At 61.2% G+C, this 18891-nt stretch carries 33 protein-coding genes; 1 reads left to right on the top strand and 32 read right to left on the bottom strand.

Annotated elements, in window-relative coordinates; all coding sequences use genetic code 11:
• Positions 1 to 14: 14 nt before the first annotated feature.
• From BB934_RS46230 to BB934_RS46080, 32 genes are all read right to left on the bottom strand, one after another.
• Positions 15 to 848: a pPIWI-associating nuclease domain-containing protein gene (locus BB934_RS46230; protein WP_099516240.1), complete on the bottom strand. Its 834-nt coding sequence runs from the start codon at positions 846 to 848 to the stop codon at positions 15 to 17.
• A 118-nt stretch (positions 849 to 966) separates the two neighbouring features.
• Positions 967 to 1665, bottom strand: a complete 699-nt coding sequence (locus tag BB934_RS46225; protein WP_099516239.1) for a hypothetical protein — start codon at positions 1663 to 1665, stop codon at positions 967 to 969.
• A gap of 10 nt (positions 1666 to 1675) precedes the next feature.
• Complete coding sequence (locus tag BB934_RS46220; RefSeq protein WP_099516238.1) at positions 1676 to 1990, bottom strand: hypothetical protein; 315 nt, start codon at positions 1988 to 1990, stop codon at positions 1676 to 1678.
• Between the two features lie 173 nt (positions 1991 to 2163).
• Positions 2164 to 2448 (bottom strand): hypothetical protein, encoded by a 285-nt coding sequence (locus tag BB934_RS46215; RefSeq protein ID WP_099516237.1) that lies wholly within the window; start codon positions 2446 to 2448, stop codon positions 2164 to 2166.
• Between the two features lie 80 nt (positions 2449 to 2528).
• Complete coding sequence (locus BB934_RS46210) at positions 2529 to 2972, bottom strand: hypothetical protein (RefSeq protein WP_099516236.1); 444 nt, start codon at positions 2970 to 2972, stop codon at positions 2529 to 2531.
• Between the two features lie 248 nt (positions 2973 to 3220).
• A complete protein-coding gene (locus BB934_RS48330; protein ID WP_157934768.1) occupies positions 3221 to 3373 on the bottom strand; it encodes a hypothetical protein in 153 nt (50 codons plus the stop codon).
• A gap of 123 nt (positions 3374 to 3496) precedes the next feature.
• Positions 3497 to 3787, bottom strand: coding sequence for a hypothetical protein (locus BB934_RS46205; protein WP_099516235.1), 291 nt, complete (start codon positions 3785 to 3787; stop codon positions 3497 to 3499).
• A 118-nt stretch (positions 3788 to 3905) separates the two neighbouring features.
• Positions 3906 to 4532 (bottom strand): helix-turn-helix domain-containing protein, encoded by a 627-nt coding sequence (locus tag BB934_RS46200; protein ID WP_099516234.1) that lies wholly within the window; start codon positions 4530 to 4532, stop codon positions 3906 to 3908.
• 67 nt (positions 4533 to 4599) lie between these two features.
• Positions 4600 to 4968 carry a hypothetical protein gene (locus BB934_RS46195; RefSeq protein WP_099516233.1) on the bottom strand — a complete coding sequence of 123 codons (369 nt, stop codon included), beginning with the start codon at positions 4966 to 4968 and terminating at the stop codon, positions 4600 to 4602.
• Between the two features lie 258 nt (positions 4969 to 5226).
• Positions 5227 to 5559 (bottom strand): hypothetical protein, encoded by a 333-nt coding sequence (locus BB934_RS46190; RefSeq protein ID WP_099516232.1) that lies wholly within the window; start codon positions 5557 to 5559, stop codon positions 5227 to 5229.
• Positions 5560 to 5617: 58 nt separating this feature from the next.
• The gene (locus BB934_RS46185) at positions 5618 to 5965 is read right to left on the bottom strand and encodes a hypothetical protein (protein ID WP_099516231.1); all 348 of its coding nucleotides are present in this window, start codon (positions 5963 to 5965) and stop codon (positions 5618 to 5620) included.
• Entirely contained in the window at positions 5965 to 6327 is a 363-nt protein-coding gene (locus tag BB934_RS46180) for a hypothetical protein (protein WP_099516230.1), read from the bottom strand. The genes BB934_RS46185 and BB934_RS46180 overlap by 1 nt, the downstream gene beginning before the upstream one ends.
• Before the next feature lie 107 nt (positions 6328 to 6434).
• The gene (locus tag BB934_RS46175) at positions 6435 to 6683 is read right to left on the bottom strand and encodes a hypothetical protein (RefSeq protein ID WP_099516229.1); all 249 of its coding nucleotides are present in this window, start codon (positions 6681 to 6683) and stop codon (positions 6435 to 6437) included.
• Between the two features lie 102 nt (positions 6684 to 6785).
• The gene (locus BB934_RS46170) at positions 6786 to 7073 is read right to left on the bottom strand and encodes a hypothetical protein (protein WP_099516228.1); all 288 of its coding nucleotides are present in this window, start codon (positions 7071 to 7073) and stop codon (positions 6786 to 6788) included.
• Positions 7074 to 7177: 104 nt separating this feature from the next.
• Positions 7178 to 7516, bottom strand: a complete 339-nt coding sequence (locus BB934_RS46165) for a hypothetical protein (RefSeq protein WP_157934767.1) — start codon at positions 7514 to 7516, stop codon at positions 7178 to 7180.
• 110 nt (positions 7517 to 7626) lie between these two features.
• Positions 7627 to 8019 carry a hypothetical protein gene (locus tag BB934_RS46160; RefSeq protein ID WP_099516226.1) on the bottom strand — a complete coding sequence of 131 codons (393 nt, stop codon included), beginning with the start codon at positions 8017 to 8019 and terminating at the stop codon, positions 7627 to 7629.
• Positions 8020 to 8522: 503 nt separating this feature from the next.
• Positions 8523 to 8753, bottom strand: a complete 231-nt coding sequence (locus tag BB934_RS46155) for a hypothetical protein (protein ID WP_157934766.1) — start codon at positions 8751 to 8753, stop codon at positions 8523 to 8525.
• Positions 8754 to 8842: 89 nt separating this feature from the next.
• A complete protein-coding gene (locus BB934_RS46150) occupies positions 8843 to 9193 on the bottom strand; it encodes a hypothetical protein (RefSeq protein WP_099516224.1) in 351 nt (116 codons plus the stop codon).
• Between the two features lie 17 nt (positions 9194 to 9210).
• Positions 9211 to 9525, bottom strand: coding sequence for a hypothetical protein (locus tag BB934_RS46145; protein ID WP_157934765.1), 315 nt, complete (start codon positions 9523 to 9525; stop codon positions 9211 to 9213).
• A 269-nt stretch (positions 9526 to 9794) separates the two neighbouring features.
• The gene (locus tag BB934_RS46135; protein ID WP_099516221.1) at positions 9795 to 10154 is read right to left on the bottom strand and encodes a hypothetical protein; all 360 of its coding nucleotides are present in this window, start codon (positions 10152 to 10154) and stop codon (positions 9795 to 9797) included.
• Between the two features lie 112 nt (positions 10155 to 10266).
• On the bottom strand, positions 10267 to 10557 hold the full coding sequence (locus BB934_RS46130) for a hypothetical protein (RefSeq protein WP_099516220.1): 291 nt from the start codon (positions 10555 to 10557) through the stop codon (positions 10267 to 10269).
• The gene (locus tag BB934_RS46125) at positions 10557 to 10994 is read right to left on the bottom strand and encodes a hypothetical protein (RefSeq protein ID WP_099516219.1); all 438 of its coding nucleotides are present in this window, start codon (positions 10992 to 10994) and stop codon (positions 10557 to 10559) included. The genes BB934_RS46130 and BB934_RS46125 overlap by 1 nt, the downstream gene beginning before the upstream one ends.
• A 39-nt stretch (positions 10995 to 11033) precedes the next feature.
• Positions 11034 to 11408 (bottom strand): hypothetical protein, encoded by a 375-nt coding sequence (locus BB934_RS46120; RefSeq protein WP_099516218.1) that lies wholly within the window; start codon positions 11406 to 11408, stop codon positions 11034 to 11036.
• A gap of 23 nt (positions 11409 to 11431) precedes the next feature.
• Positions 11432 to 11734 carry a hypothetical protein gene (locus BB934_RS46115; protein ID WP_099516217.1) on the bottom strand — a complete coding sequence of 101 codons (303 nt, stop codon included), beginning with the start codon at positions 11732 to 11734 and terminating at the stop codon, positions 11432 to 11434.
• 64 nt (positions 11735 to 11798) lie between these two features.
• A complete protein-coding gene (locus BB934_RS46110) occupies positions 11799 to 12044 on the bottom strand; it encodes a hypothetical protein (RefSeq protein WP_099516216.1) in 246 nt (81 codons plus the stop codon).
• A 271-nt stretch (positions 12045 to 12315) separates the two neighbouring features.
• Positions 12316 to 12717: a hypothetical protein gene (locus BB934_RS46105; RefSeq protein ID WP_099516215.1), complete on the bottom strand. Its 402-nt coding sequence runs from the start codon at positions 12715 to 12717 to the stop codon at positions 12316 to 12318.
• Between the two features lie 72 nt (positions 12718 to 12789).
• Entirely contained in the window at positions 12790 to 13176 is a 387-nt protein-coding gene (locus BB934_RS46100) for a hypothetical protein (protein WP_099516214.1), read from the bottom strand.
• Positions 13177 to 13252: 76 nt separating this feature from the next.
• Complete coding sequence (locus tag BB934_RS46095) at positions 13253 to 13639, bottom strand: hypothetical protein (protein ID WP_099516213.1); 387 nt, start codon at positions 13637 to 13639, stop codon at positions 13253 to 13255.
• Between the two features lie 275 nt (positions 13640 to 13914).
• On the bottom strand, positions 13915 to 14082 hold the full coding sequence (locus BB934_RS48325) for a hypothetical protein (RefSeq protein WP_157934764.1): 168 nt from the start codon (positions 14080 to 14082) through the stop codon (positions 13915 to 13917).
• Positions 14083 to 14179: 97 nt separating this feature from the next.
• Complete coding sequence (locus BB934_RS46090) at positions 14180 to 14461, bottom strand: hypothetical protein (RefSeq protein ID WP_099516212.1); 282 nt, start codon at positions 14459 to 14461, stop codon at positions 14180 to 14182.
• Between the two features lie 74 nt (positions 14462 to 14535).
• Positions 14536 to 14898 (bottom strand): hypothetical protein, encoded by a 363-nt coding sequence (locus BB934_RS46085; protein WP_099516211.1) that lies wholly within the window; start codon positions 14896 to 14898, stop codon positions 14536 to 14538.
• A 352-nt stretch (positions 14899 to 15250) separates the two neighbouring features.
• Positions 15251 to 16738 carry a hypothetical protein gene (locus tag BB934_RS46080; RefSeq protein ID WP_099516210.1) on the bottom strand — a complete coding sequence of 496 codons (1488 nt, stop codon included), beginning with the start codon at positions 16736 to 16738 and terminating at the stop codon, positions 15251 to 15253.
• Between the two features lie 75 nt (positions 16739 to 16813).
• Here BB934_RS46080 and BB934_RS46075 point away from each other — a divergent pair, with 75 nt between their 5' ends.
• Entirely contained in the window at positions 16814 to 18838 is a 2025-nt protein-coding gene (locus BB934_RS46075) for a hypothetical protein (protein WP_099516209.1), read from the top strand.
• The last annotated feature ends 53 nt before the right edge of the window (positions 18839 to 18891 follow it).

The raw sequence follows: 18891 nt of genomic DNA, 5'->3' as shown, positions 1-18891 counted from the left end.
GTGGCAAGAGATGCCTACTGATACCAGCGGCTTGTATCGACCTGAAATACAACCTCGTCAAAGTTCGTGAGGGCATCCACGGATGACTGCATCGTCATCTCGAATGGAAAGCTCTGGCGCATCTTTGCTCCATCGCCTCGCCGCCAATCCGAGTTCGAACCCCATTGGAGCTCCACGGACAACGAGCCTGAAAGCTTGAAGTGAACCGTTGTTTCAGTAACCGCCGTGATGGCCATGTCCTCGACGTAAGCCTCCTCGACAGAGTGGTGGGTAGCAAGCTCGTCCACCTCCGGTATCGTCTCAAGCACGAACGCTTCCACGGCCGCCCGGTCGATAGCGTCCTGGAGCGTGTGCAACACTTCCTCACTGCACTCCGCGAACGACTCGAAAAGGCCGATCAACGCAGATAACGCCTCCGAGACAAAGGATTCGACCTTTCCCTTGTCCGGTTCGATCACTCCCGGGCGAACGTGGGTGAACTTGTTCAACTCGTTGATGGCATCAATCGCGGCCCGGTGCAGGTGTTCAACGTCAACGCCGACCTCGGCAATGAACTCATCCGATAGCCCCCCTTGGGTCGCAAACTTGGCCCTTTGCGCCCTAGTCGGCCCCTTGGTGCCTGGCTCGAGTCTATACCAAGAGCATTTCGTGACCCGCTCGTCCGGGGCAAGCAGATGAAGCGTGTGGCTATAGAGCTCGCGCACCGCCGCAGCGAATAGGTTCAGGCGGATAGGATTTTTCTCGTCGCGGACGACGCGCATCGCCCCGGTCAACACATGCTGCGAGAATTCGTCCAGCAGCTTAGGCCGCAGCTCCTTCTCCAACTCCGTGTCAGATCCTGGCTTCAACACACATGCTCCCCAATCGAACCAAGCGGATGCTCGATATACCGAGATTCCGGGCCGGGTCCATTGCCGTCTTGGCACCGATCCTGTCGCTCGGGGGAAGCCAGATCCTTCCGGACCCCTACCTTGTCGTCCGCGTGTAGATGTTCCTGACGATGGAATGCAGTCGCTCCATCGCGTCCCTTACGTCCAGGCTGTCGTCCACGACCTCGTTCGTCCGGAGCCAGATGAAGTGACGGACTTCCTTGAGGATGCAGAGGGACACGCGGTGATAGTCGCCAAGCATTCCTTCGGCCGAAACCCAGCCCTTGTCGGCCGCTCTCTCCTTCTTCTCGATCGTCTCAACGATCTTCGCGTCAACGGCCGCAAGATCGCCCTCGCTCTCGCACCACTCCGCGATCTTCCCCCATGTGAGGACGCCTGGAGCGGCCATGAGCGCGTCGTCGGACCAGGCAATGGCCGTGACCGGATCGGCGGCGACGGCCTTCTGAAACTGTCGGAGGGCGTTCTCGGCCAAGGATTCCTGATACCGGGCCTCGTCGCGGAGCCAGTTGATGGCCCGGTCCCCGCGCTCGGGTTCGTCGGGCATCACGGCAAGCCGCGCCCGGGACGGCGGTTTATAGACGTGGCTGTCGTAGATCGGCGTGGTCGGCTTCAAGCCCTTCTCACGCCAGCGGTCGAGGACCGCGAGGGCGCGACGCTCTCTGTCCTCGTCCACGTCGGAAAACGGTTGCGGAGGATCACACGCGACCATTGGCCCGTCGTTGCTCACGACGAGACGCAGACGGTGCCGATCAGGATTTGCGGTGTCGTCGGTCATGCCGGAAACCTCAAGCCGAGGCGGCGACGGAGGCTTTCGGCTTCCGAGTGGTGAAGCTGTCGATCGCCTTTGTGCAAATCGTCCGGACGATCATCGCCGGGATCAAGGCGAACCAGTAGGACCACGAAAAGAACTCATCGACCATGCGAGGGAGCAGTTCATAGGGCGCGAGCTCGATGGCCGAGACGTTCTGGAACAGGACCCCAAACCCGAGAAAAATGGTTCCAAGCCTGTTGATCTCGTTGTTCCGCGCCTCGATCTTCCCGAGGCGGTATGCGGCTTCGATCTTCGCCTTGGTCGCTTCCGTTTCAATGGTGTCAGTCATCGTGGTCCTCCCTTGTTGTTGTCCTTGAATCTTGCGGGCCGGCGATTCCGGCGGCAAGGAAAAGTTACGCTGTGAGCGTAGTGAGTCCTTCCCGGGCAAAGGAAAACCCGCCGTGAAGCGGGTTCCCTAGCGGTCAGGATTCCTGTTTCCTGTTCCCGCCTCCGGTGCCGTCCTTACTGGCGGAAGCCTCGGACCTTGCCGAAGGCATAGGAAACGCCCGAGATCACTCCCAGCGCGAGGATACCCATCATGCCGAGGAAAGCTGCGGCGATACCGAAAGCCGCTGCCGGATGGATCACGCCGCCGCCAACGTCCCGGAGGATGGTGCCGAGGTCGAAGAAGCCGACTTCATTCATGGCGTGATGGATGCACGTGGCCGCACCGACGATGAACAGACCTACGAAAGCGTCTGCGGCCTTGATGTTGCGGATGCTTGCGTTTTCGATCTTGTCGGTCATGGCTCGTAGTCCTCCCTCGTTGATTGTCGTCGCTCGGCGGGAAAGTGGGGAGCCGGGGACTGGACCCGGCCCCGGTGTCGTCAGGCGGCTTCCTGCGCCTCGGCTGCGGCCTTCTTGGCGGCATCGTTCTCGGCCCAGCGGGCGTAGAGGTCGTCGTCCTTGATGGCCCACTGGAGAGACTGACGCGCCTCGGACAGTGCCTGGAGGTGAGCGAGGCCCAACTTGGTGAGATAGTTGCTGTCCCCGATCCTCGAAGTCATGCCCTCGATCTCCGAGTCAATGCGATCCGCGATCTTACGCACCGTCTCTTCGCCCTGGAGAATCTTGCGGCAGATTTCGCCCCATACCTTGATCCGGGCGGCGGAGACGTGAAGGTCCGTCCGCATCTCAAGGGCGCGGAACGGATCGGCGGCGAAGTCCTCCTGGAAATACGCGAGGGTGTTGAAAGCACTCGGGAGATACCGCTTGCTGGCGGCGATGACGGCTGCGTTCAGGGTGGGCGGCGTGAAATCGGTGTCGCTCATGGTAAGGTCCTTTCGCTGGCAATGCCCCTCGGCATTACAAGCAAATGGTGGGTGTAATTCGCGCCCACGTCAACGCGCCGGCAGGAAAAAGTCGCCGCTTTGAAGGGCAGCGGAAAGGACTCGATCCTCTGGCTGGCTGCGAATGCTTCGAGGCTCGAAACATCTCAAACGGAAAAGCCGCCGATCCCTGTCAGCGGCCCCCTGGAATTCTATTTTCCTTCTCCCCTATCCTTGAGGAAAGGCCGGGATCACTCCCCGGCCTCGGCCTCCGCTTCTGCGGCGTAGGACTCGTTCATGGCCCGCAGGGCATCCTGGAGACGCTGGAGGGCGCGTTCGACCTGTGCGCTCTTGAGGTCGTTGGCGGCATCGTCAATGAGGTGGAAGAGTTCGTGGCTGCTCATGGCTGGTAGCTCCTTTCGTCCGTAACGTGCGAACGTTACAAGGAAAGTATGGGTGTAAATAGCACCCACGTCCATAGCCGGCGGAAGGATTGGGATGGCCGGGGATCGGACCCAGCCAAGGATTCAGGCGGCGAGGGCTTCCCCGATGCGCCGTCCGGTTTCCTGCTGCAATGCGTCCTCGGCGGCGCGGAATGCGACCAGTGCGCGGTCATGGGCCACGGAGGCGGCGCAATAGGCTTCGAAGGCGGCGCGACGGCGTTCCGACCTGACGCTACGGAGTGCCTTGCGTCCTTCCTCCCGGGCAGCTTCCAAGTTCTCGGTCGCCGCCGCCAATGCATCGGAAGCCTCGTCGTAGGCGCGGCGGAGTGCCGGGTCTTCGAAGTCGCGGATGTTGATGGTGTCGATGTTCGTCATGCTGGCTGTCCCTCCCTTGCTGGTTGTTGTCGGGGCTTCTGCCCTCCCCGAAGCCGTCAACCGCGCTCGTCGGCGGCTCGGGGGAAGGCTGGCGACTTCTGCCGCCGTGGCCGTCCGGTCAGGCGGCGTTCTTCGCGGCCTCCCTGGCGGCGAGGACCTTTGAGATCATGCCGAGGCCGACGAGTTGGTGGATGCCGCCTTTCACGGCGTGGCACTGCCCCCTCTGAACCTTGACCCCGTAACCGTTCTCGTCTTTCACGTAGAGCTCCCATTGGTCATAGGAGTTCCGGCGATAGTAGGAGAAGCCAGTCTCGATCCCGTCCAGGAGGACGGCCCAATGCAGGTTGGTGTAAGTGCTTCCCCACGGATGCTGAAACTCAACGCGGGACTGCTTCTTGCTGCACCGAGGCAGCAGGGCATCGACCTCTTTCCAGTGAAGGCGCACGGAATCGAGTTCGGAGTAAGCCGGAAACACCGACTCCTTCATCTCGAACTCGGCGGAACCCGCGGCCCGGGCGGCGCGGACCTTCTCGGCAAAGCCGATCTCCGCGAGGTAGCCCATGCGGTCCCTGATCTCGTTGTTCCGGCCGCTGCCCCTGATCCAGCCTCCAATGCTGGACTCGCATCGGGTCCAGATGTTGAAGAGCGGCTGGAACCCGAGGTTGGTCGGCTTGCCGTTAACATGGACGATCTCGGTGTAGTCGATCTCGATGATGGTCACGCCGTTGTTGGTGTCGTTGCTCATGGATTCAATCCTCCTGCTGGTTGTCGTCGTCGGGGAAGGTGCCGGGGGCTTGCCCCGGCTCCGGGGATCAGGCGGCTTCCATCTCCTTGAACCACTGGCCTTCCGCCAGGTCGCGGAGTTGATGGGCATTGAGGCCGAGGCCGAGGCGGGCGCGGGCCTGGAGGACCAGCATGGCTTCGATCGCAATTGCGACCTCGTTCGCCGTCATCCCTTCAACGAGGCCGAGGACGGTCCAGCGGTCGCTGATCGCGTCCAGGCGGTCGATGCCGAGGCCGACCTTGGCCTGGAGGTCCTTGTAAGCGGCCTCGTCCTTCGCCTTGTAGGCGGCTTCGAGTGCCTTCTTGTCCTGCTTGAGAACCTTGTCGGTGTGCCGCTGGAACCCGTCCAGGGCTTGGTCGATGACGAGGGTGACTGCGTGGCTGCCGTGGTTCTGCATGGGTGGTAACTCCCTTTCGATGTGCAACGATCACTCGTTACATTTACGATGGTGGGTGTAAAACGCTCCCAAGTCAAACGCCGAAAGGAAGCCGACAGAAGAAAGTTCAGAAGGGGGGAAGGAAGGTAGAGCGGCCAGTTATGGGGAGCTCCCCACGCACGTTATCCAGTTTCGATTGGCTGGTTCCGTCCCGAATGCTTCGGGTTTCGAACGATCCCGACGCGGAGACCGCTGGGCGACTTCTGCCGCCCTCGATCGTCAGCCCGGGATCGTGGAAGCCGGGATGCCGCGATCCTGGTAGGCGGCGTTGCCTTGGTTGGCCGGCCGCTTGCCGATGACTTCCAGCCGAAGCTTGAGGCGGACATAGAAGTCGGTGTAGCGGTCCAGCCATTCCTTAAGGTCAGCCTGGACCCGCTTCTTGAAGAGGTCGCCGTTGGGCCGCTTCCTCTCGGAGTAGTGGCCCGTGGGTGCCTCGGTGCCGTCGTCGGCACGGAAGATGAGTTCGGCCCGGTCGTTGGCGGGATCGGAAGCCTTGACGGTCACGATCTCGTAGCGGCCGGCGATGGTATGCAATGCGTCCCTGTCCTCCATGATTTGAACCTCCCTCGTTCGGGTGGCGGATGAGCCGGGGATCGTCCCCGGCCCGGTTTCAGCTTGCCAGTCGTTCCGGCTCCCCAAATGGAATGTCGTCCGGATCGGTGCCGGCGGCATCCAGCTCTTCCAGTGTCTCGACCTCGCACCGCTTCCCGGTCGCCGCGCGGTGCCGCTGGTAGAACTCAAGGACTCCGAGAAGCTGGTCCCGGGCATCGAGCCCGATCGGGTCGTCCTCCTTGTCGGTGAGGACCGCGTGAAACGTCCGGGTGATCGTGCCGTCCGCCGCCAGGAAGGCGACGTAGGCAAGCCACCGAGGACCGGATGCCGGGTCGAACGGGTGTCCTTCCTCAAGGAAGATCTCGTAGTCGCCGGCGACGGCGTGGAGTTTCGCGTAGTCCGTCATCAGGCCGCTACCTTCGCGGCCTTGCGGGCCGTCCTTTCGGCATTGCGGACCTCGATCCTCGCCACGGTGTCGTTCATCTCCCCGACCTCGAAGCGAAGGCCAGTGCGCTTCCGGTAGGCGCGGAAGTTGCCAAGGGCTTTGATGAGCCTGCAACGGACCCGCCTCTGGTTCTTGTCGTGGGCGATCGTGGTGTCCGCGTAATGCCCGGTCGCCGTCTCATGGCCGTTCGAGTCCTTGAAGACGAGTCGGGCCGCCCACATGGGCGCGGACACCTTGTAGGGGATGAACGAGATGTATTGAGTTTCCTCAACGATGATCTCGTAGTCGCCCTCGGCCGAGTGAAGTGTTTCATGGTCGGTCATCGGTAACTCCTTTCGGTGCGGTGTCTTGCGGAAGGTTGGAGCCTTCCCCGAAGCGGTCGCCGCCGGCCGCTCGGGGGAAGGCCGGGGATCACTCCCCAGCCCCGCCGTCAGTCTTCGAGGCGACGCAGTGCGCTCATGGTCCGGTCGAACGCCGCCGCGTCCAGTTCGTGGCCCTTGAACGCCTCAAGCACTTCCTCGGCTTTCCGGCAGACTTCATCATCCCAGCCGGAGCCCTGCATCACCCGCAGGGAAATCACCTCGACAACGTGGGTGCGCTGTTCCCTGTGTCCGGCCTCAAACCGGGCCTTGGTTGCCTCGTCGGCGTTTGCGGGAGGGAAGCCGTAGTAAACCTTCATGGTAGTTCCTTTCTTGGTGGCTTGCGGGAGGTTGGAGCCTCCCCCGAAGCGGTCGCTGTCGGCCGCTTGGGGAGAGGCCGGGGTGGTCCCCAGCCTCGGTCGTCAGGCGGCTTGCTCGTCGGGCCAGCCCTCCGTCTCGCCAATGAAGGACTCGTATTCCTCCGCGACGTGGTGCTGGAACCAGTTGCGGCGGAGTTCGTCCCAGCCGAAGTCCTCGATGTGTCCGACGCTGACCCGATCCCCCATCAGCCAAGCGGCGAACTTCCTCATGTGTTCGTCGTCGCGGCCTCGGGCCTTGCCAACGTCGCGGAGTGCGTTGACCACATCGTCGGCATCAATCGTGATGACGGCAGTCAGGGTCTTGGCGGTGGCGTTGCGTGTGTTCGTCACTGGTAAATCCTTTCTTGGTGGCTTGCGGAAGGTTGGAGCCTTCCCCGAAGCGGTCGTGGCCGGCCGCTCGGGGGAAGGCCGGGGACTGATCCCCGGCGATCCGGTCACGCGCTCTGGCGGACCTTTCTCTTGGCCTCTCGGGCCCGCATCCGGTTGATCTCAAGCCGGCGGCCGGTCTTGGCGCGGTGTTCGCGGTGGCGATGAAGTTCGCCCCGGAGCATGGCCCGCAATCCGGAGTAGTCGGGATCGTCGGACTTGAGCGTCATCGCCTTGATCCCGGTCCAGGTCTTCTCGCCCTTGGAGTCGATGAAGACGACGTGGCCTTTCCATTTGTCGTGGACGATCGAGAAATGAATCCCGTCCATGACGATCGAGTAGTCGGCCTCGATGTGGAGCCGGTAGTCGCCCTCGGCGGCGTGGAGTGCTGCGTAGTCAATGGTCACTTGGTAAGTCCTTTCGATGCGGTCTGGTGGAAGGTTGGAGCCTTCCCCGAAGCCGTCGCCGCACACGGCGGCTCGGGGGAAGGCCGGGGACTGGCCCCGGCCAACCACCGTCAGTCAGCGACCGAGGCCAGGAGGTCTGCCCTGGTGCGCGCCGGCTTCTTCTCGGCCGTCGCGGCCTCCCGCGCCGCCAGCCTCGCGGCCTTCTCGGCCTCGCGCTTCTCCTTCTGCTCGATCTCCCACCGCTTGCCCGTCTGCTGGCGATAAGCCTTGAGGCGGGTGAGCGCGTTGAGCAGCCTGGCGCGGACGATCCGCTTGTTGGGATCTCCAGCCTGCGAGGTTTCGGCCTTGTAAGAGGTGGGGGTCTTCACGCCCTTGGAGTCGATGAAGACGACCCGGGCCATCCACCTCATCTCCGTCATCGAAAGGTCGGTGCGGAGCCAGAAGCCCTCGCTGATCTCGATCTGGTAGTTGCCCTCGACGGCGTGTTGTGCGGCGTAATCCATGCGGTAACTCCTTCCGTAGTTGTCAAGTGATGTTGGAGCATCACGATACTAAGGTAGCCGATCCTTAAGCATACGTCAAGACTAAGCCGTTTCCGCCGATGAAATCGCTTCGAAAGTCAATGCATCAATACGCTATGAATACAATACGAATACTATATATCCACAGGATATCCACCGGAACTACTTACGGGCTCTACTTGCAGCCGGAATCGAGGGCATTTGAGGCCGAAATCGGGTCTGCGGGTGACCCGGGCGGCGCATCCTGTCGCCAACGGCTTGAGGACAGCTTTCGGACGGCTCTGGCGACCCAAGGCCACTCTTTCCTCCTCTTCCCCTAGACCCGCAGGGTCTTCCAGAGTCAGCGGTGTCTACCGTGAGGCGACCCATAGGAATCCTTTAAGAGTCGTCTGACGCTACCGAGCGTCGCCCCGGGCGCGACGGCCTCCCCGAAAAGAAGAAACCCGCCTTGCGGGGCGGGTTCGCTTCGTCACGGTGCCGGATGCCTATGCGGCCTTGTCGTCGTGTCCTTGGAGGGACCGGATTTGCGCCGCCATGCAACTGACGGCTTCGGCAAGGTTCATCGCCGCCGATCTCATGTCACGCGCCCCACCGCCCCGAAACCGCATGTCCTGCTCGATGCGGTTCGCCTCGGCGGCGTTTACCTCGACCAGCTTCATCAGTTCCTCGATCCGGGCTGCGTAGTCGTCCTTCCGCCTGTAGTCCATCAACTGCATCTGCCCCCTCCCCTTGTTGGTTGGCTCCTGAATGGTTGCCGCCGCCGGCTGCATCGCAAAAGCGGTCAGTGGTCGTCGGCGCATAGCCGCTAGAACCATACCTCGATCGACTCGTCCCTGCCGCGATCCCGCAGGAATCGGCTGTGATCCTCGATCTGCCACCTGATCTGTGGTCCCCAGGCGATCTTCCCGGCCAGCCCGCGATTGAGGGCGGCGTTCACCGCCTTCTCCACGCCGTCACGCGCCGCCACGTCGGCCGGCACGTTGGCCTTGAAGACGTAATCGCGTCCCGACATGCGGACGGACAAGTCGCGCTGGGCCTCGCCCTCGACCAGTCCGTCCGCGCGGCCAGCCTTGAGTTCGGCACGGATCTCGGCCTCGATCTCTTCCATGAAGTCCTCGTTGCCGATGCACATCGCGTCCATGTAGTCGCCGTTCATCCGCTGTCCTTTCCTTTTCACTGAATCCTGACGGTCAGGTCGTCGTCACGTTCCTCCGTGACGATCCCGAAAGCCCGGGCTGTGAGTCCGATCTCGAATAGGGCTTCCGAGAAGTCGCGGGACAGTCCCTTTCCTGCGTCGATCCGAAACTCCCGCGCTCGGGAATCCAGGTAGACGCGCGTTGTCACGTCGCCCTGGAAATCGGGATTGACCGCCCAAAGGACGAGGTAGAGACGCTTGCCGTCCTTCGCCGGCATCTTCCCCTTCACGAGTCCGGTCGCCATGATCGCGTCGGCGGCTTCCGCCATCGGATGCTTGGCGACCCGGGCCATTGATTGGCCCCCGGTGCCAGCTTCGGCTTGGTTTCCTCCGCGATGTGAACGGCTCCCTTGAGTCCGCGGACCAGGAGCGCGAGTGTCGCGGATTCCGTAGGGTGAGAATGCTGGATGCGTTCCGCGATCCACTCGATGTTGCTCGATGCGGAGGCGATCGCGTAAATCGGGCCTTCCAGCGCGGCTTCATAATCCACGTCGTCGTTCTTCATGGATGGTAGCTCCTTTCGTCTATTGGTGATGGAACCCCTCAAGGGGGAACGTCGCGGCTATGCCGCGACGAGCTCGAACGGTCCCTTGATCGGGAAACGTGCGGTGCCATCCCACGTCGAACCGGACGGCTCGATGAAGCGGAACCCGGCCTGTTCGGCGGCTTCCATGCCGTCAACCCCGAGAAGGGACTTCGAGACGGCGTTGAAGAGCGAGAGGTTCGCGTAGTGAAGCGCGTCCAGCTTCTCCTTGTAGACGGCCTCGCGGTCCTGATTGCCGACGATCACGGCCTTGCGCTCGGCCTTGCCGCCGATGTGGGTGTCCGTGATGGAGTAGGCGGCGATCTCCGTCCCGGTGCGGACGATCAGGTGAACGTCGCCGTCGTGCGGGAAGAGAAATGCTTGCTTCGTGTCGGTCATGGTGTCGTTCTCCCTGTGTTGGTGTTGAAGTCGTGGAGGGTGTCGGGCATCCCTCCCCGGAACCGTCGTCGCCGGCGGCTCGGGGGAAGGCCGGATTCTTCCGGCCCCGTCGTCAGTCGGCCCCGAAAAGGTCAACCTCCGTCGTCGTCGCCAGCTTGCCGAGTAGCGGCCTGACACGGTTTGCGATCATGGATTGGCTCATCTCGGTCTGCCCGGGCGACCGCTTGATGGACACGGTGCCTAGAGGCTCGATCTCACCGCCGTCCGCCAGCTTCGAGACTTTGACGCGGACCTTGGGAGTGTTTGCCTGAACAAAGCTCCCCTCGATCTCGTAGAGGTGGCCGTTCAGTTCGAACCGGGAGCCGTGGTGAAGGGGAACCATCTTCTGCAAGGATTCCAGCATCACGCGGCCTCCTTCTGCTCGGTCGTCGCGGACTTCACGGTGATCCGGTTGTTCCGGAGGATTGCGGCAACCATCGCCTCGCGGTGTCTCTCCTGAAACGTGAGGTCCAGCTTGCCGCCCTGCTTTGGGTAAAGGCCGATCTTTTCGTAGCCGACGAACCTCCAGCCGTCCCTGGAACGCTTGAGCGTGATCCTGCTCCCGGTCACGCCGTAGTCGTATGAGTTGGATTCCGGCCCCATCGATGTATGGACGGCGACGACACCGACGCTGTGGGACGGAGGCAACCCGGCCTTCGCAAGTCGGCTCTCTGCCAGTTCGGCAACGTTCCTGATGCCGCTGGCCGGATGCGTCCACGTCGTGGCACGGCCACGGATCGGCTCGATCGCGGCTTCCAGTGCGGCTTCGTCGGTTACGAGGATGTTCAGCTTCTTGCTCATGCGGTCACTCCTTTCATGCTGGTTGGTATTGGTGATCTGTCAGTGGCGGTCGGTGATGACCGTTGGCGGCTTGCGTTTTTCTTGTTGCGGCAGTTCGACGCCAGCCCTGCGGGCATGTCTCGCAGTCCTGTTCAGCGCGACCTGGCCCTCCACCTTCTCGATCTCCCAGCGGCGACCCGTCTTGGCGCGGTAGGCGCGTAGCCGTTCCAGGTCTGCTTGGAGGGCTTTCCTGACAATGCGCTGCTCGGGATCGCCGTATTTGCCTTTCTGGCAGGAGTAAGTGGTCGGCGTGGCCCTGCCGCTCACATCGCGGAACACGATGCTGGCGAACCACATCTTGCCGCTCCCTTTGACGACGATCTCGTAGTCCCCCTCGAACCGATGCTGCTCTGCCAATGGAATCCCTCTGGCCATTTCCCACCTCCCTCCGTTGCTCGTTATCGAAGCCAATGACCGTCGATCGTGATCTCGGGGCATCGGTCCTTGAGGAATGCGAGGAAGGCAGGATTGGGGAACACGCCGGGTTCGCAGGGAGCCTTGGAAGCGGCCCCGAAGTCTTCGAGGAAGGCCAGTGCCTTCTTCCAGGTCTTGCACCGGAAGTATGGTCGGCCAGTCGCCCTAAGTCCGTACCCGGGGCAAAGTTCGAGTTCGACCTTGCGCGGGTTGTCCGCCGTGCGCTTGATGAGGACGACGATACCGAGTCCTTGGGCCAGAAGGAGTGCTCTGTTCCTGTCGGTCATCTGATTGGCTCCCTGTCGTGCTGCTGTCATTGGATGGGGAGGCCGGGGCGATCCCGGCCTGTCGTCAGAGGCTTTCGACGATCGGCTGGCGGCGCATGTGGGCCAGGCTCTCGCGCAGCTTCGTGAGTTTCTTCCCGAGGTGGGAGGTGGCGAATGCCAGCATCGGCTGCTTGGAAACGTTTCCGTAGGACCGGATCTCACGCTTGAGGCGAAGGATGCTCTCCAAGTGAGCCTTGCGGCCGTAGCGGTAGTGATTGATCGTTATCGGGCAGCCAATCCGGCGCGGCTTCCTTTTGGTCTTCGTCGTCATGGCGTTCCCCCTCCGTGTGGCTTTTTCAAGCATCCACATTAGGAGTGTGGGGGTATAAAACACCCTACGTCAATGGCCGAAAGGATTCGCCGCAGAAAAAGATCGCGCCACCAGAAGGACTCCTGGAGCAGCCGGGACTTGACTACTAAATGTTGACGATGGGCCGTGATTGCTGGCGTTCGGGAATGCTTCGAAACCGACGGCCAATACGCAAGAAACCCGCCAAGCGGCGGGTTTCGGAATGGGAAATAGGAAAGTGGAATTGGGACGGTCAGGCGGGTTCCTTGCCGCCGCCTTCGGCCAACCCGGCGATGAAGTCCGCGACCTCGTTCCAGGCGACGGCCTCGTAGTGCGCCGCTGCGTCGAGGACGGGCCTTGCCTTGCCGCCCTTCTCATTCTCGTAGTCGAGGTCGGGATTGACGGCCCGCTTCCGTAGGTTGGCCTCGAATACGCCGATCAGGGAGTCCAGTCTCGCATCGTAGGAAACTACCCCCCACACATATCTGCGCTGGACGGTGGCGCAAAAGTCGTCCCCGGAACCGATGAGGAAGAGTCGGGAATCCTCCATCGCCTCCTTTGCCCAGCCTTTGATACACAAGTCGGCCTCGGCCATGCGCCTATTCGCCTCTCGGTCAATAATTGCGAGTTCGGTGTCGGTAAGTTTTCTGTCCATCTGTGGCCCCGTTTACTCCGTGTTCCTTTTGCCCGAATGGAGCCGGGACGACCCGGCTCCGGTGCCGCCGCCTCACGCCGCCTTCTGTGCCGCCCGCTCTTCGCGCCTGACGAGTTTGTCGATCGCCTCTGCCACGGAGCTCCAAGCGGACAGACGCGCAAGGTCCATCTCGTTGCGGCTCTGGCTGGTGGATGTGCTTCCCTCCTTGGCTCGACTGAAAAGCTTGAAGTTCACGGCATCGCGGATTTCGCGGAAGGTGTCGTAGCATTCGGTCATGCCGGCCACCTCGTCCCATACTTGCACGTAGGCGGTGTTAAGGAACATGTTGTCGGCCCATTCCATCGCGCGGACTGGATCCTTATGCGCGTCCTCCAACCACTTGGTCTGCCTCTCCTTGCAGGCCTCGATGGTGTCTAGCGCGGTCTTACGCAGTGCGGCGATGTGGTTCGTCTCGGTCATCTGAAAACCCCTTCGTGTTCGTCGCTATCGTGTCGTCCCGGGAAGGGAGCCGGGGGATCGCCCCGGCCCTCTAGGATCAGGCCGCTGCCTGTTCGTCGCGGTGGTCGTCTTCCCAGGCGAGGTCGAGGATTTCCCTCTGAACGTCGCCCCAAGCGGCCAGCTTCGCGCGGGCCATGATGTTGTGGCAGTCGCTGGTGGAGCGCGACGGGGACGTGGCCTCGTTGACGAGGCGGAGGCTCACCAGGTCGCGGACTTCGAGGAAGGACTTGCGCCCGCGCGTGAATGCGCCGACTTCCTTCCAGACCTCCGCGTAGGCAGTGTTGAGAAACATGGAGTCAGCCCACTCCAGGGCGGAACGCGAGTGGTCCTGAACGTCCTCGATCCACTTCGCCATCGCCTTCTCGTTGGCTTCGACTTTGCGGTTAGCGATTACGTGGAGGGCGGCAATCTTGCTGTCGGTCATGTGGTAACTCCCTTTCGCTTGCAACGTCGCCTGTGAATGACGTTACAAGAATAGTGTGGGGGTAAATCGCACCCTCCGTCAATGCGCCGAAGACGAATCTTTGAAGAAAAATAGATGTTGCCGCGCCTGCCGGAAGCATGAAGCCTTGCGGTTACTAATAGTTGACAAGCGCAAGGCGAGAGGGCGGATGCAATACTTCGAAATCCGAGGCAACACGAAAAGACCCGCCGTATTGGCGGGCTTCTCGTCGTGGGGAGCTCCCCATGAGGTGGCGGCTACGCGCCGGGGATCGCCTCCGGGCGGAAGACCTTCGTCGCCATGAGATCGACCGCCGTCTCAATTTCGGGGACGGCCGCGCCGATGGCCGCAACCACCTTCTCCAGTGCCGCCGTCAAGTCCGGATCAGCCTCGCGCCGGCTGACGGTTTCGAGGTCGCACCGCATCCGCAGGATCGCGGAATAGGCGGCTTCGACGGTGCGGTGGTCGGCTCTTGTGGTGCTGTCTGTCGTCGTGTTGTTTCCCCTCGTTGTTGTTGCTGTGTCAGGCCGCTTGCTCGATGATTCCCAATTCCTGCTGGCTCCCCACCACCGCCTTCTCGATCGCATCGAGGTCGGCGCGGAGGTTGTTCAGGAAGAGGCGGAGCAACATGAGCTCGCCGCCGACCTTGAGGTTGACGTTCAGGTCATCCAGGTCGCCGTGAAGGATTCCGTGGAGCGCGTTGCCCTTTGCGACGATGCCCGTCAGCTTCTCGATCGCCCGCTGCGAAGTCGCGTTAGCCGTCGAAAGGCGTTGAATGACGGCGATCCTCTGGCCCTGGTTCATGGTGTCTCTCCCTTGCGTCTGTTGGTGTCGTCTCGTTCCGGGAAGGAAGCCGGGGACCTGCCCCGGCCACGTCGTCAGGCGAATTCGGGACAGTCGATGTGGAATTCCATCGCATCGAGAACCTTGATCCACGCTGCGAGGGAGCAACGCTGGTAGAGGTTCCTCATCTGGCAGGAAGACCCTTCCACCCACTTGCCTGCGGATACCTTCTCCGCGACGTGCTTCTTGATGCGCCAAAACTCTACCTCGGGGTCGATCTCTGCGATCTCCTGCCAAGCGCGTTGAGCGGCCTTCGTCTCGAAGAGTTCAACGGCATCAAAGACTGCGTAGAAGAAGTCCTCCCTGGACTTGGCCTCGAACTTGGCAAGCTTCTTGTCGGCCTTCTCGACCTTGCGGGCGGCGATCTGAATGAGCGTGGCGGCGCTTGTGTCGGTCATGTGGTAAGTTCCTTTCGTGTAGCAACGATCTCTCGTTACAGGATTAGTATGGGTGAATAGGGCGCCCACGTAAATAGCCGACAAGAAGAAAGTCACTGGCAGACAAGGATTATCTCGGCTTCGGCGGCTCTAGTCCTTTGCATCACCAACCCTAGTCAAAGCAGCATCGTTCTAAAGCTTCGAAGACCGAAATAACTACTTCGGAAATCGAACGATCCTCTTTGCCAACGATTGGCAATGCCGGAAGCCCACCCAGCCCGCGTTCCTTTTTCCTCTTCCCTTTCGGGCCTTGGCCCGGAAAAGCGAAACCCGCCACTTGGGCGGGTTGCTGTCTCGATCGCGGGGCCGTCCGTCACATGCGGGCGGCAAACCGATCCTCTCTCTCGTAGCGACGTTCCCGCGACGGCTGCGGCTTGTTGAACTTGAGGGTTTCGTTCGTGTCCGCGCTGCGATGCTCCACGCGCTTCCCGGGAAGAACGTCGGTGTATCCCAGCTTCTTGCCGTTCGAGTCCTCCAGCGGGTAGCGGCCAGGATCGAGTTCGCTGACTGGCGCGGACTGGACGGCCTCGAACTCGGCATCCCAAATGTAGACCCCGCTCCTGTCCTCCTTCACGCGGACGCGGAAGTCGCGGCGGTCCTCGGCGGCTGGCTCTTCGGGGACGGGATCGGCCGCTTTGGAGCCGGCTGCGGGCTTAGTCTTGTCGTCCGCGAACGCCGTAAAAAGGTCGTCAGCAGCGTCGCCGCCAGCGAATGCGAAATCATCGGCTCCCTTCTTGGCAACGAAGGTGTCGAAGAAGGACTGGCGGCTCTCGCGCTCGGCTCGGGCAGCGTCCCTGTGAAGGAACGGGCTCTTGCTTGGGGCGACAAACAGGCCGCTCTGCTTGTTGGCCTTGTCCGCCTTCTCAATGTAGAGCTCGATCATGCCCTTGCCCCAGGCGGCGGTCAGCCGGGCAAGGGACAGCATCGGGTGGATCTTGTCGGCCGGGAGGGACACCGGAACGCGCTTGCCGTCCGCTCCCGCCTTGCTCTTGACCAGGATCGGCATCCCACGGACCAGAAGCCCCTTGGCGGCATCGCCGCGCATCCGCTCCGGAAGGACGAGCTCGAGTCCCTTTGCCTTTGCTTCGCGCATCATCTTGAGGTTGACGGCGGGATCGTCGGAGGCGACGGCATGGACGGTTCCGATCCATCCGCGCCGCACTGCCTTTCCATCAGTCCCCTTCTCGGTGCTGACGGAGTAGCCGAGGATGTTGCGCGGCTTGCCCTGATCGTTAACGAGGTCCTGCGGCTGCACACCGCTGAATCCCATCGTGAACGCCATCTCGTCCCAGCCGTGGACGGCGGTCGCCGGGTCGCCGGGTCCAATCTGCCCCGCCAGCTTCGCTTGGAGGGAACGCCTCAAGGTGCCGAAGTAGGACAGTTCCGGGTTGACCTTCGAAGCCTTGTGATGGGTGTTGGTCTTCTCATAATGCAAATAGTTGACGGATTTCTTCTCGTAGAGATTGAGGCCGAAGTCCTTCAACTTCGCCTTGAGCGCGTCAATCCCGTCCGTGGGATTGAGCGACCGCAGGACGCTTGCGACGTTCTCCCTGATCTCGGTCAGGGTGTCCGCGGCGGTCTGGACGAACGACGGCGCGACCGTCACCGGAAGCGGCTTGGACGATTGCAGGACGGCCGCAACGCCCTTCCAGTCCCCGAACGGGGATTGCGTCTTCGGCCTCGTCAGGAACGTTGACCCCAAGAGGTCGATGAGCCGCCCCGCAGGACCGCTTGCAACCTGCTTCGTGAACCGCTCCAACCAGCCGTCGTTCCGTGCGCCCGATACCACTTGCACCGCCATGTCGCCCTCCATTGCTTGCGATGCCTCTAGGGTTGTCGCGGGGATCGCAACTGACCAGAAAAGCGGAAAATCGCCTTGATCGAGATCCTGCACGACGTGAGGGTTGGAGCGACGAGCCGGCTTTCCAGCAGTTGGCGAGGCTGGGTCGCTCTGGCCGCATTGACACCAGCCTCGTCCTATTCCCCTGACCCGCAGGGTCGGTTAAAGAGCGAATTCAGGCTTGCGCCGCTCTACCGCCTCTCCGTGAGATCATTCCGTGCTGAGATTATGAATAGCGACCTTCACCAATTACTATTCAAAACGCTTTCCTTCAGGAGCACGAAGACAGTTGGCAGCGTCGTCACTCAGCACAAAGAAGAATATGATCTTTTCTTTAACCATGCTGGCGACCCAATAATAGTGAGATGGAAGGAGCTGAAGCGGTTACAGGATGGAGACAAGCCACGCATCATTGCCGCCAACCTCAAGGCTCAACATCTATTTCGACAAAGCTTGCGAGGTCTCGAAGGACTAAAGGGCTATCGCGAAATAGATGACCAAGTTTGGCTCGATACGGCCTTGAAGCTCCTTAAAGCCTTCATGCCAAAGCGAGACACTCTCGATCCCCCATTCTATGGCGCGTTAACGGATACAAACACCAACGAAACCAGATTTGGGACGGTGCCCTACCCACATGGTCGACCGAAGCACCATTGGCATGTTTTGAGCAGCTTCGAGAAGCGAACTGTCGTCACTTGGAAGACCTTATCCTCGATCAGCAGACGAGAAAACCGGGCCGAAGATCGCCTCAATGATGAAGATATCGAGCTTATTAATCTCTGGACGAACGACAGCGACGAAAAGCTTACCCGCGATGAGGTGGATAAGTGGTCCGACTACTCGCAGACTCTGCCAAGGTTCAAGCGATACATATATGCGAGAATGGCCGAAAAGTTCGTTGCGGATTTCTATCGATACCAACTAGGCGTGAGCGCTGTTGATGTGTCGATCCTTCAGGTTAGCGGCCGTGACGTGCGCTGGAAAACGCACGACATCGAGGCCGACACCTTGATTGATGTCAAGAACGCGACCGTCTTCACCAGCAACAGGCGACGGCATAACTACGTCGATAAATTCAAGGCCGTTGCAGGGGTGGATGTCGCAATTGCCGGAGTGCTAACCGATGGCAGTGGGCCTGACCGTGAGAAAGGAATCCGTCAGACTCTGCTGGGACTTGTTACGAGGCGCGATGTTCAGGAGTCTACGGATGCTGTGAATACGCTCCCGGATCGCCTCTTCCCTGTGACAGTTCATTACGATACGGGCTACATTCCGGCCTGGGCGTTCGAGATAGAGGCATACACGCCTGATTACACGGTGTTGTATGAGTGGGCCGCCATCCTCGCCCGCAAACCGGAAACGATCATGGCACTGGCGATCGCTTGCGGTCGCCATCAGGAGTGCGATGTCTACCAAGTCTTGAGCCAGTCTCAAAGGGATCTCGTGGATCGGTTCGCTCTCGCCGTGTCCCGGTCTTCGTATCGCAAGCTGACTATCGCGCTCTTTGCCCTATCCGAGTTTATGCACTCCGTCGTCAGAGGCGAGAACGGAGCGGCGGTCATTCGCTTTATCCGAAGGATGATCTCGGTTGAGAACTTCACCGATTGGATTCGCCGCGAACCCGCGCAGGGATCGTCTGGTAGCGGACCGTTCGAGCGGAGACATGTGTTCAAGATTATGGAGTATGAGATTGATGTTGACTGCCCCGGGGGAGATTCCGGAGCCCTATACGATCCCACGGGTTCACTCTCTGACCTGCTGAAGATGCTGGAGGAATGTGGTGAGCGGATAGCCTTATCAGGTATCAACTTCCGGCATTTCGACGCTCCAAGTCCCTACATGCTCTTGGGGAAGACTGATCGCGGGGAGAAGCTGACCATCTACACCTACTGCGGAGGCAAGTCGAAAAGCGGCTTCCGTTGCGACAACTTTCCGTTGACGCTGGTAAAGCACCCCAACTGCCAGACGTGTGGCCGCTTGGTATGCAACGAATGTGGCTACTGCTCGGAGCGTTGCGAGGAAAGATTCAAGCGAAAGCGTCCCGACGACGATGCCGATTAAACGTTACGGCTCCAGGCAAGAAGAAACCCGCCCTTGCGGGGCGGGTCTCGTCG

The organism is Microvirga ossetica, from assembly GCF_002741015.1.
Classification (GTDB): Bacteria; Pseudomonadota; Alphaproteobacteria; order Rhizobiales; family Beijerinckiaceae; genus Microvirga; species Microvirga ossetica.
The sequence above is the reverse complement of the archived record's forward strand: the minus strand, read 5'-3'. Positions and strand labels throughout refer to the sequence as shown.

Bases quoted from the DNA above. Each gene is read 5' to 3' on its own strand.
- BB934_RS46225 (WP_099516239.1), bottom strand. From the start codon at position 1,665: ATGACCGACGACACCGCAAATCCTGATCGGCACCGTCTGCGTCTCGTC.
- BB934_RS46220 (WP_099516238.1), bottom strand. From the start codon at position 1,990: ATGACTGACACCATTGAAACGGAAGCGACCAAGGCGAAGATCGAAGCC.
- BB934_RS46215 (WP_099516237.1), bottom strand. From the start codon at position 2,448: ATGACCGACAAGATCGAAAACGCAAGCATCCGCAACATCAAGGCCGCA.
- BB934_RS46210 (WP_099516236.1), bottom strand. From the start codon at position 2,972: ATGAGCGACACCGATTTCACGCCGCCCACCCTGAACGCAGCCGTCATC.
- BB934_RS48330 (WP_157934768.1), bottom strand. From the start codon at position 3,373: ATGAGCAGCCACGAACTCTTCCACCTCATTGACGATGCCGCCAACGAC.
- BB934_RS46205 (WP_099516235.1), bottom strand. From the start codon at position 3,787: ATGACGAACATCGACACCATCAACATCCGCGACTTCGAAGACCCGGCA.
- BB934_RS46200 (WP_099516234.1), bottom strand. From the start codon at position 4,532: ATGAGCAACGACACCAACAACGGCGTGACCATCATCGAGATCGACTAC.
- BB934_RS46195 (WP_099516233.1), bottom strand. From the start codon at position 4,968: ATGCAGAACCACGGCAGCCACGCAGTCACCCTCGTCATCGACCAAGCC.
- BB934_RS46190 (WP_099516232.1), bottom strand. From the start codon at position 5,559: ATGGAGGACAGGGACGCATTGCATACCATCGCCGGCCGCTACGAGATC.
- BB934_RS46185 (WP_099516231.1), bottom strand. From the start codon at position 5,965: ATGACGGACTACGCGAAACTCCACGCCGTCGCCGGCGACTACGAGATC.
- BB934_RS46180 (WP_099516230.1), bottom strand. From the start codon at position 6,327: ATGACCGACCATGAAACACTTCACTCGGCCGAGGGCGACTACGAGATC.
- BB934_RS46175 (WP_099516229.1), bottom strand. From the start codon at position 6,683: ATGAAGGTTTACTACGGCTTCCCTCCCGCAAACGCCGACGAGGCAACC.
- BB934_RS46160 (WP_099516226.1), bottom strand. From the start codon at position 8,019: ATGGATTACGCCGCACAACACGCCGTCGAGGGCAACTACCAGATCGAG.
- BB934_RS46155 (WP_157934766.1), bottom strand. From the start codon at position 8,753: ATGCAGTTGATGGACTACAGGCGGAAGGACGACTACGCAGCCCGGATC.
- BB934_RS46150 (WP_099516224.1), bottom strand. From the start codon at position 9,193: ATGAACGGCGACTACATGGACGCGATGTGCATCGGCAACGAGGACTTC.
- BB934_RS46145 (WP_157934765.1), bottom strand. From the start codon at position 9,525: ATGGCCCGGGTCGCCAAGCATCCGATGGCGGAAGCCGCCGACGCGATC.
- BB934_RS46135 (WP_099516221.1), bottom strand. From the start codon at position 10,154: ATGACCGACACGAAGCAAGCATTTCTCTTCCCGCACGACGGCGACGTT.
- BB934_RS46130 (WP_099516220.1), bottom strand. From the start codon at position 10,557: ATGCTGGAATCCTTGCAGAAGATGGTTCCCCTTCACCACGGCTCCCGG.
- BB934_RS46125 (WP_099516219.1), bottom strand. From the start codon at position 10,994: ATGAGCAAGAAGCTGAACATCCTCGTAACCGACGAAGCCGCACTGGAA.
- BB934_RS46120 (WP_099516218.1), bottom strand. From the start codon at position 11,408: ATGGCCAGAGGGATTCCATTGGCAGAGCAGCATCGGTTCGAGGGGGAC.
- BB934_RS46115 (WP_099516217.1), bottom strand. From the start codon at position 11,734: ATGACCGACAGGAACAGAGCACTCCTTCTGGCCCAAGGACTCGGTATC.
- BB934_RS46110 (WP_099516216.1), bottom strand. From the start codon at position 12,044: ATGACGACGAAGACCAAAAGGAAGCCGCGCCGGATTGGCTGCCCGATA.
- BB934_RS46105 (WP_099516215.1), bottom strand. From the start codon at position 12,717: ATGGACAGAAAACTTACCGACACCGAACTCGCAATTATTGACCGAGAG.
- BB934_RS46100 (WP_099516214.1), bottom strand. From the start codon at position 13,176: ATGACCGAGACGAACCACATCGCCGCACTGCGTAAGACCGCGCTAGAC.
- BB934_RS46095 (WP_099516213.1), bottom strand. From the start codon at position 13,639: ATGACCGACAGCAAGATTGCCGCCCTCCACGTAATCGCTAACCGCAAA.
- BB934_RS48325 (WP_157934764.1), bottom strand. From the start codon at position 14,082: ATGCGGTGCGACCTCGAAACCGTCAGCCGGCGCGAGGCTGATCCGGAC.
- BB934_RS46090 (WP_099516212.1), bottom strand. From the start codon at position 14,461: ATGAACCAGGGCCAGAGGATCGCCGTCATTCAACGCCTTTCGACGGCT.
- BB934_RS46085 (WP_099516211.1), bottom strand. From the start codon at position 14,898: ATGACCGACACAAGCGCCGCCACGCTCATTCAGATCGCCGCCCGCAAG.
- BB934_RS46080 (WP_099516210.1), bottom strand. From the start codon at position 16,738: ATGGCGGTGCAAGTGGTATCGGGCGCACGGAACGACGGCTGGTTGGAG.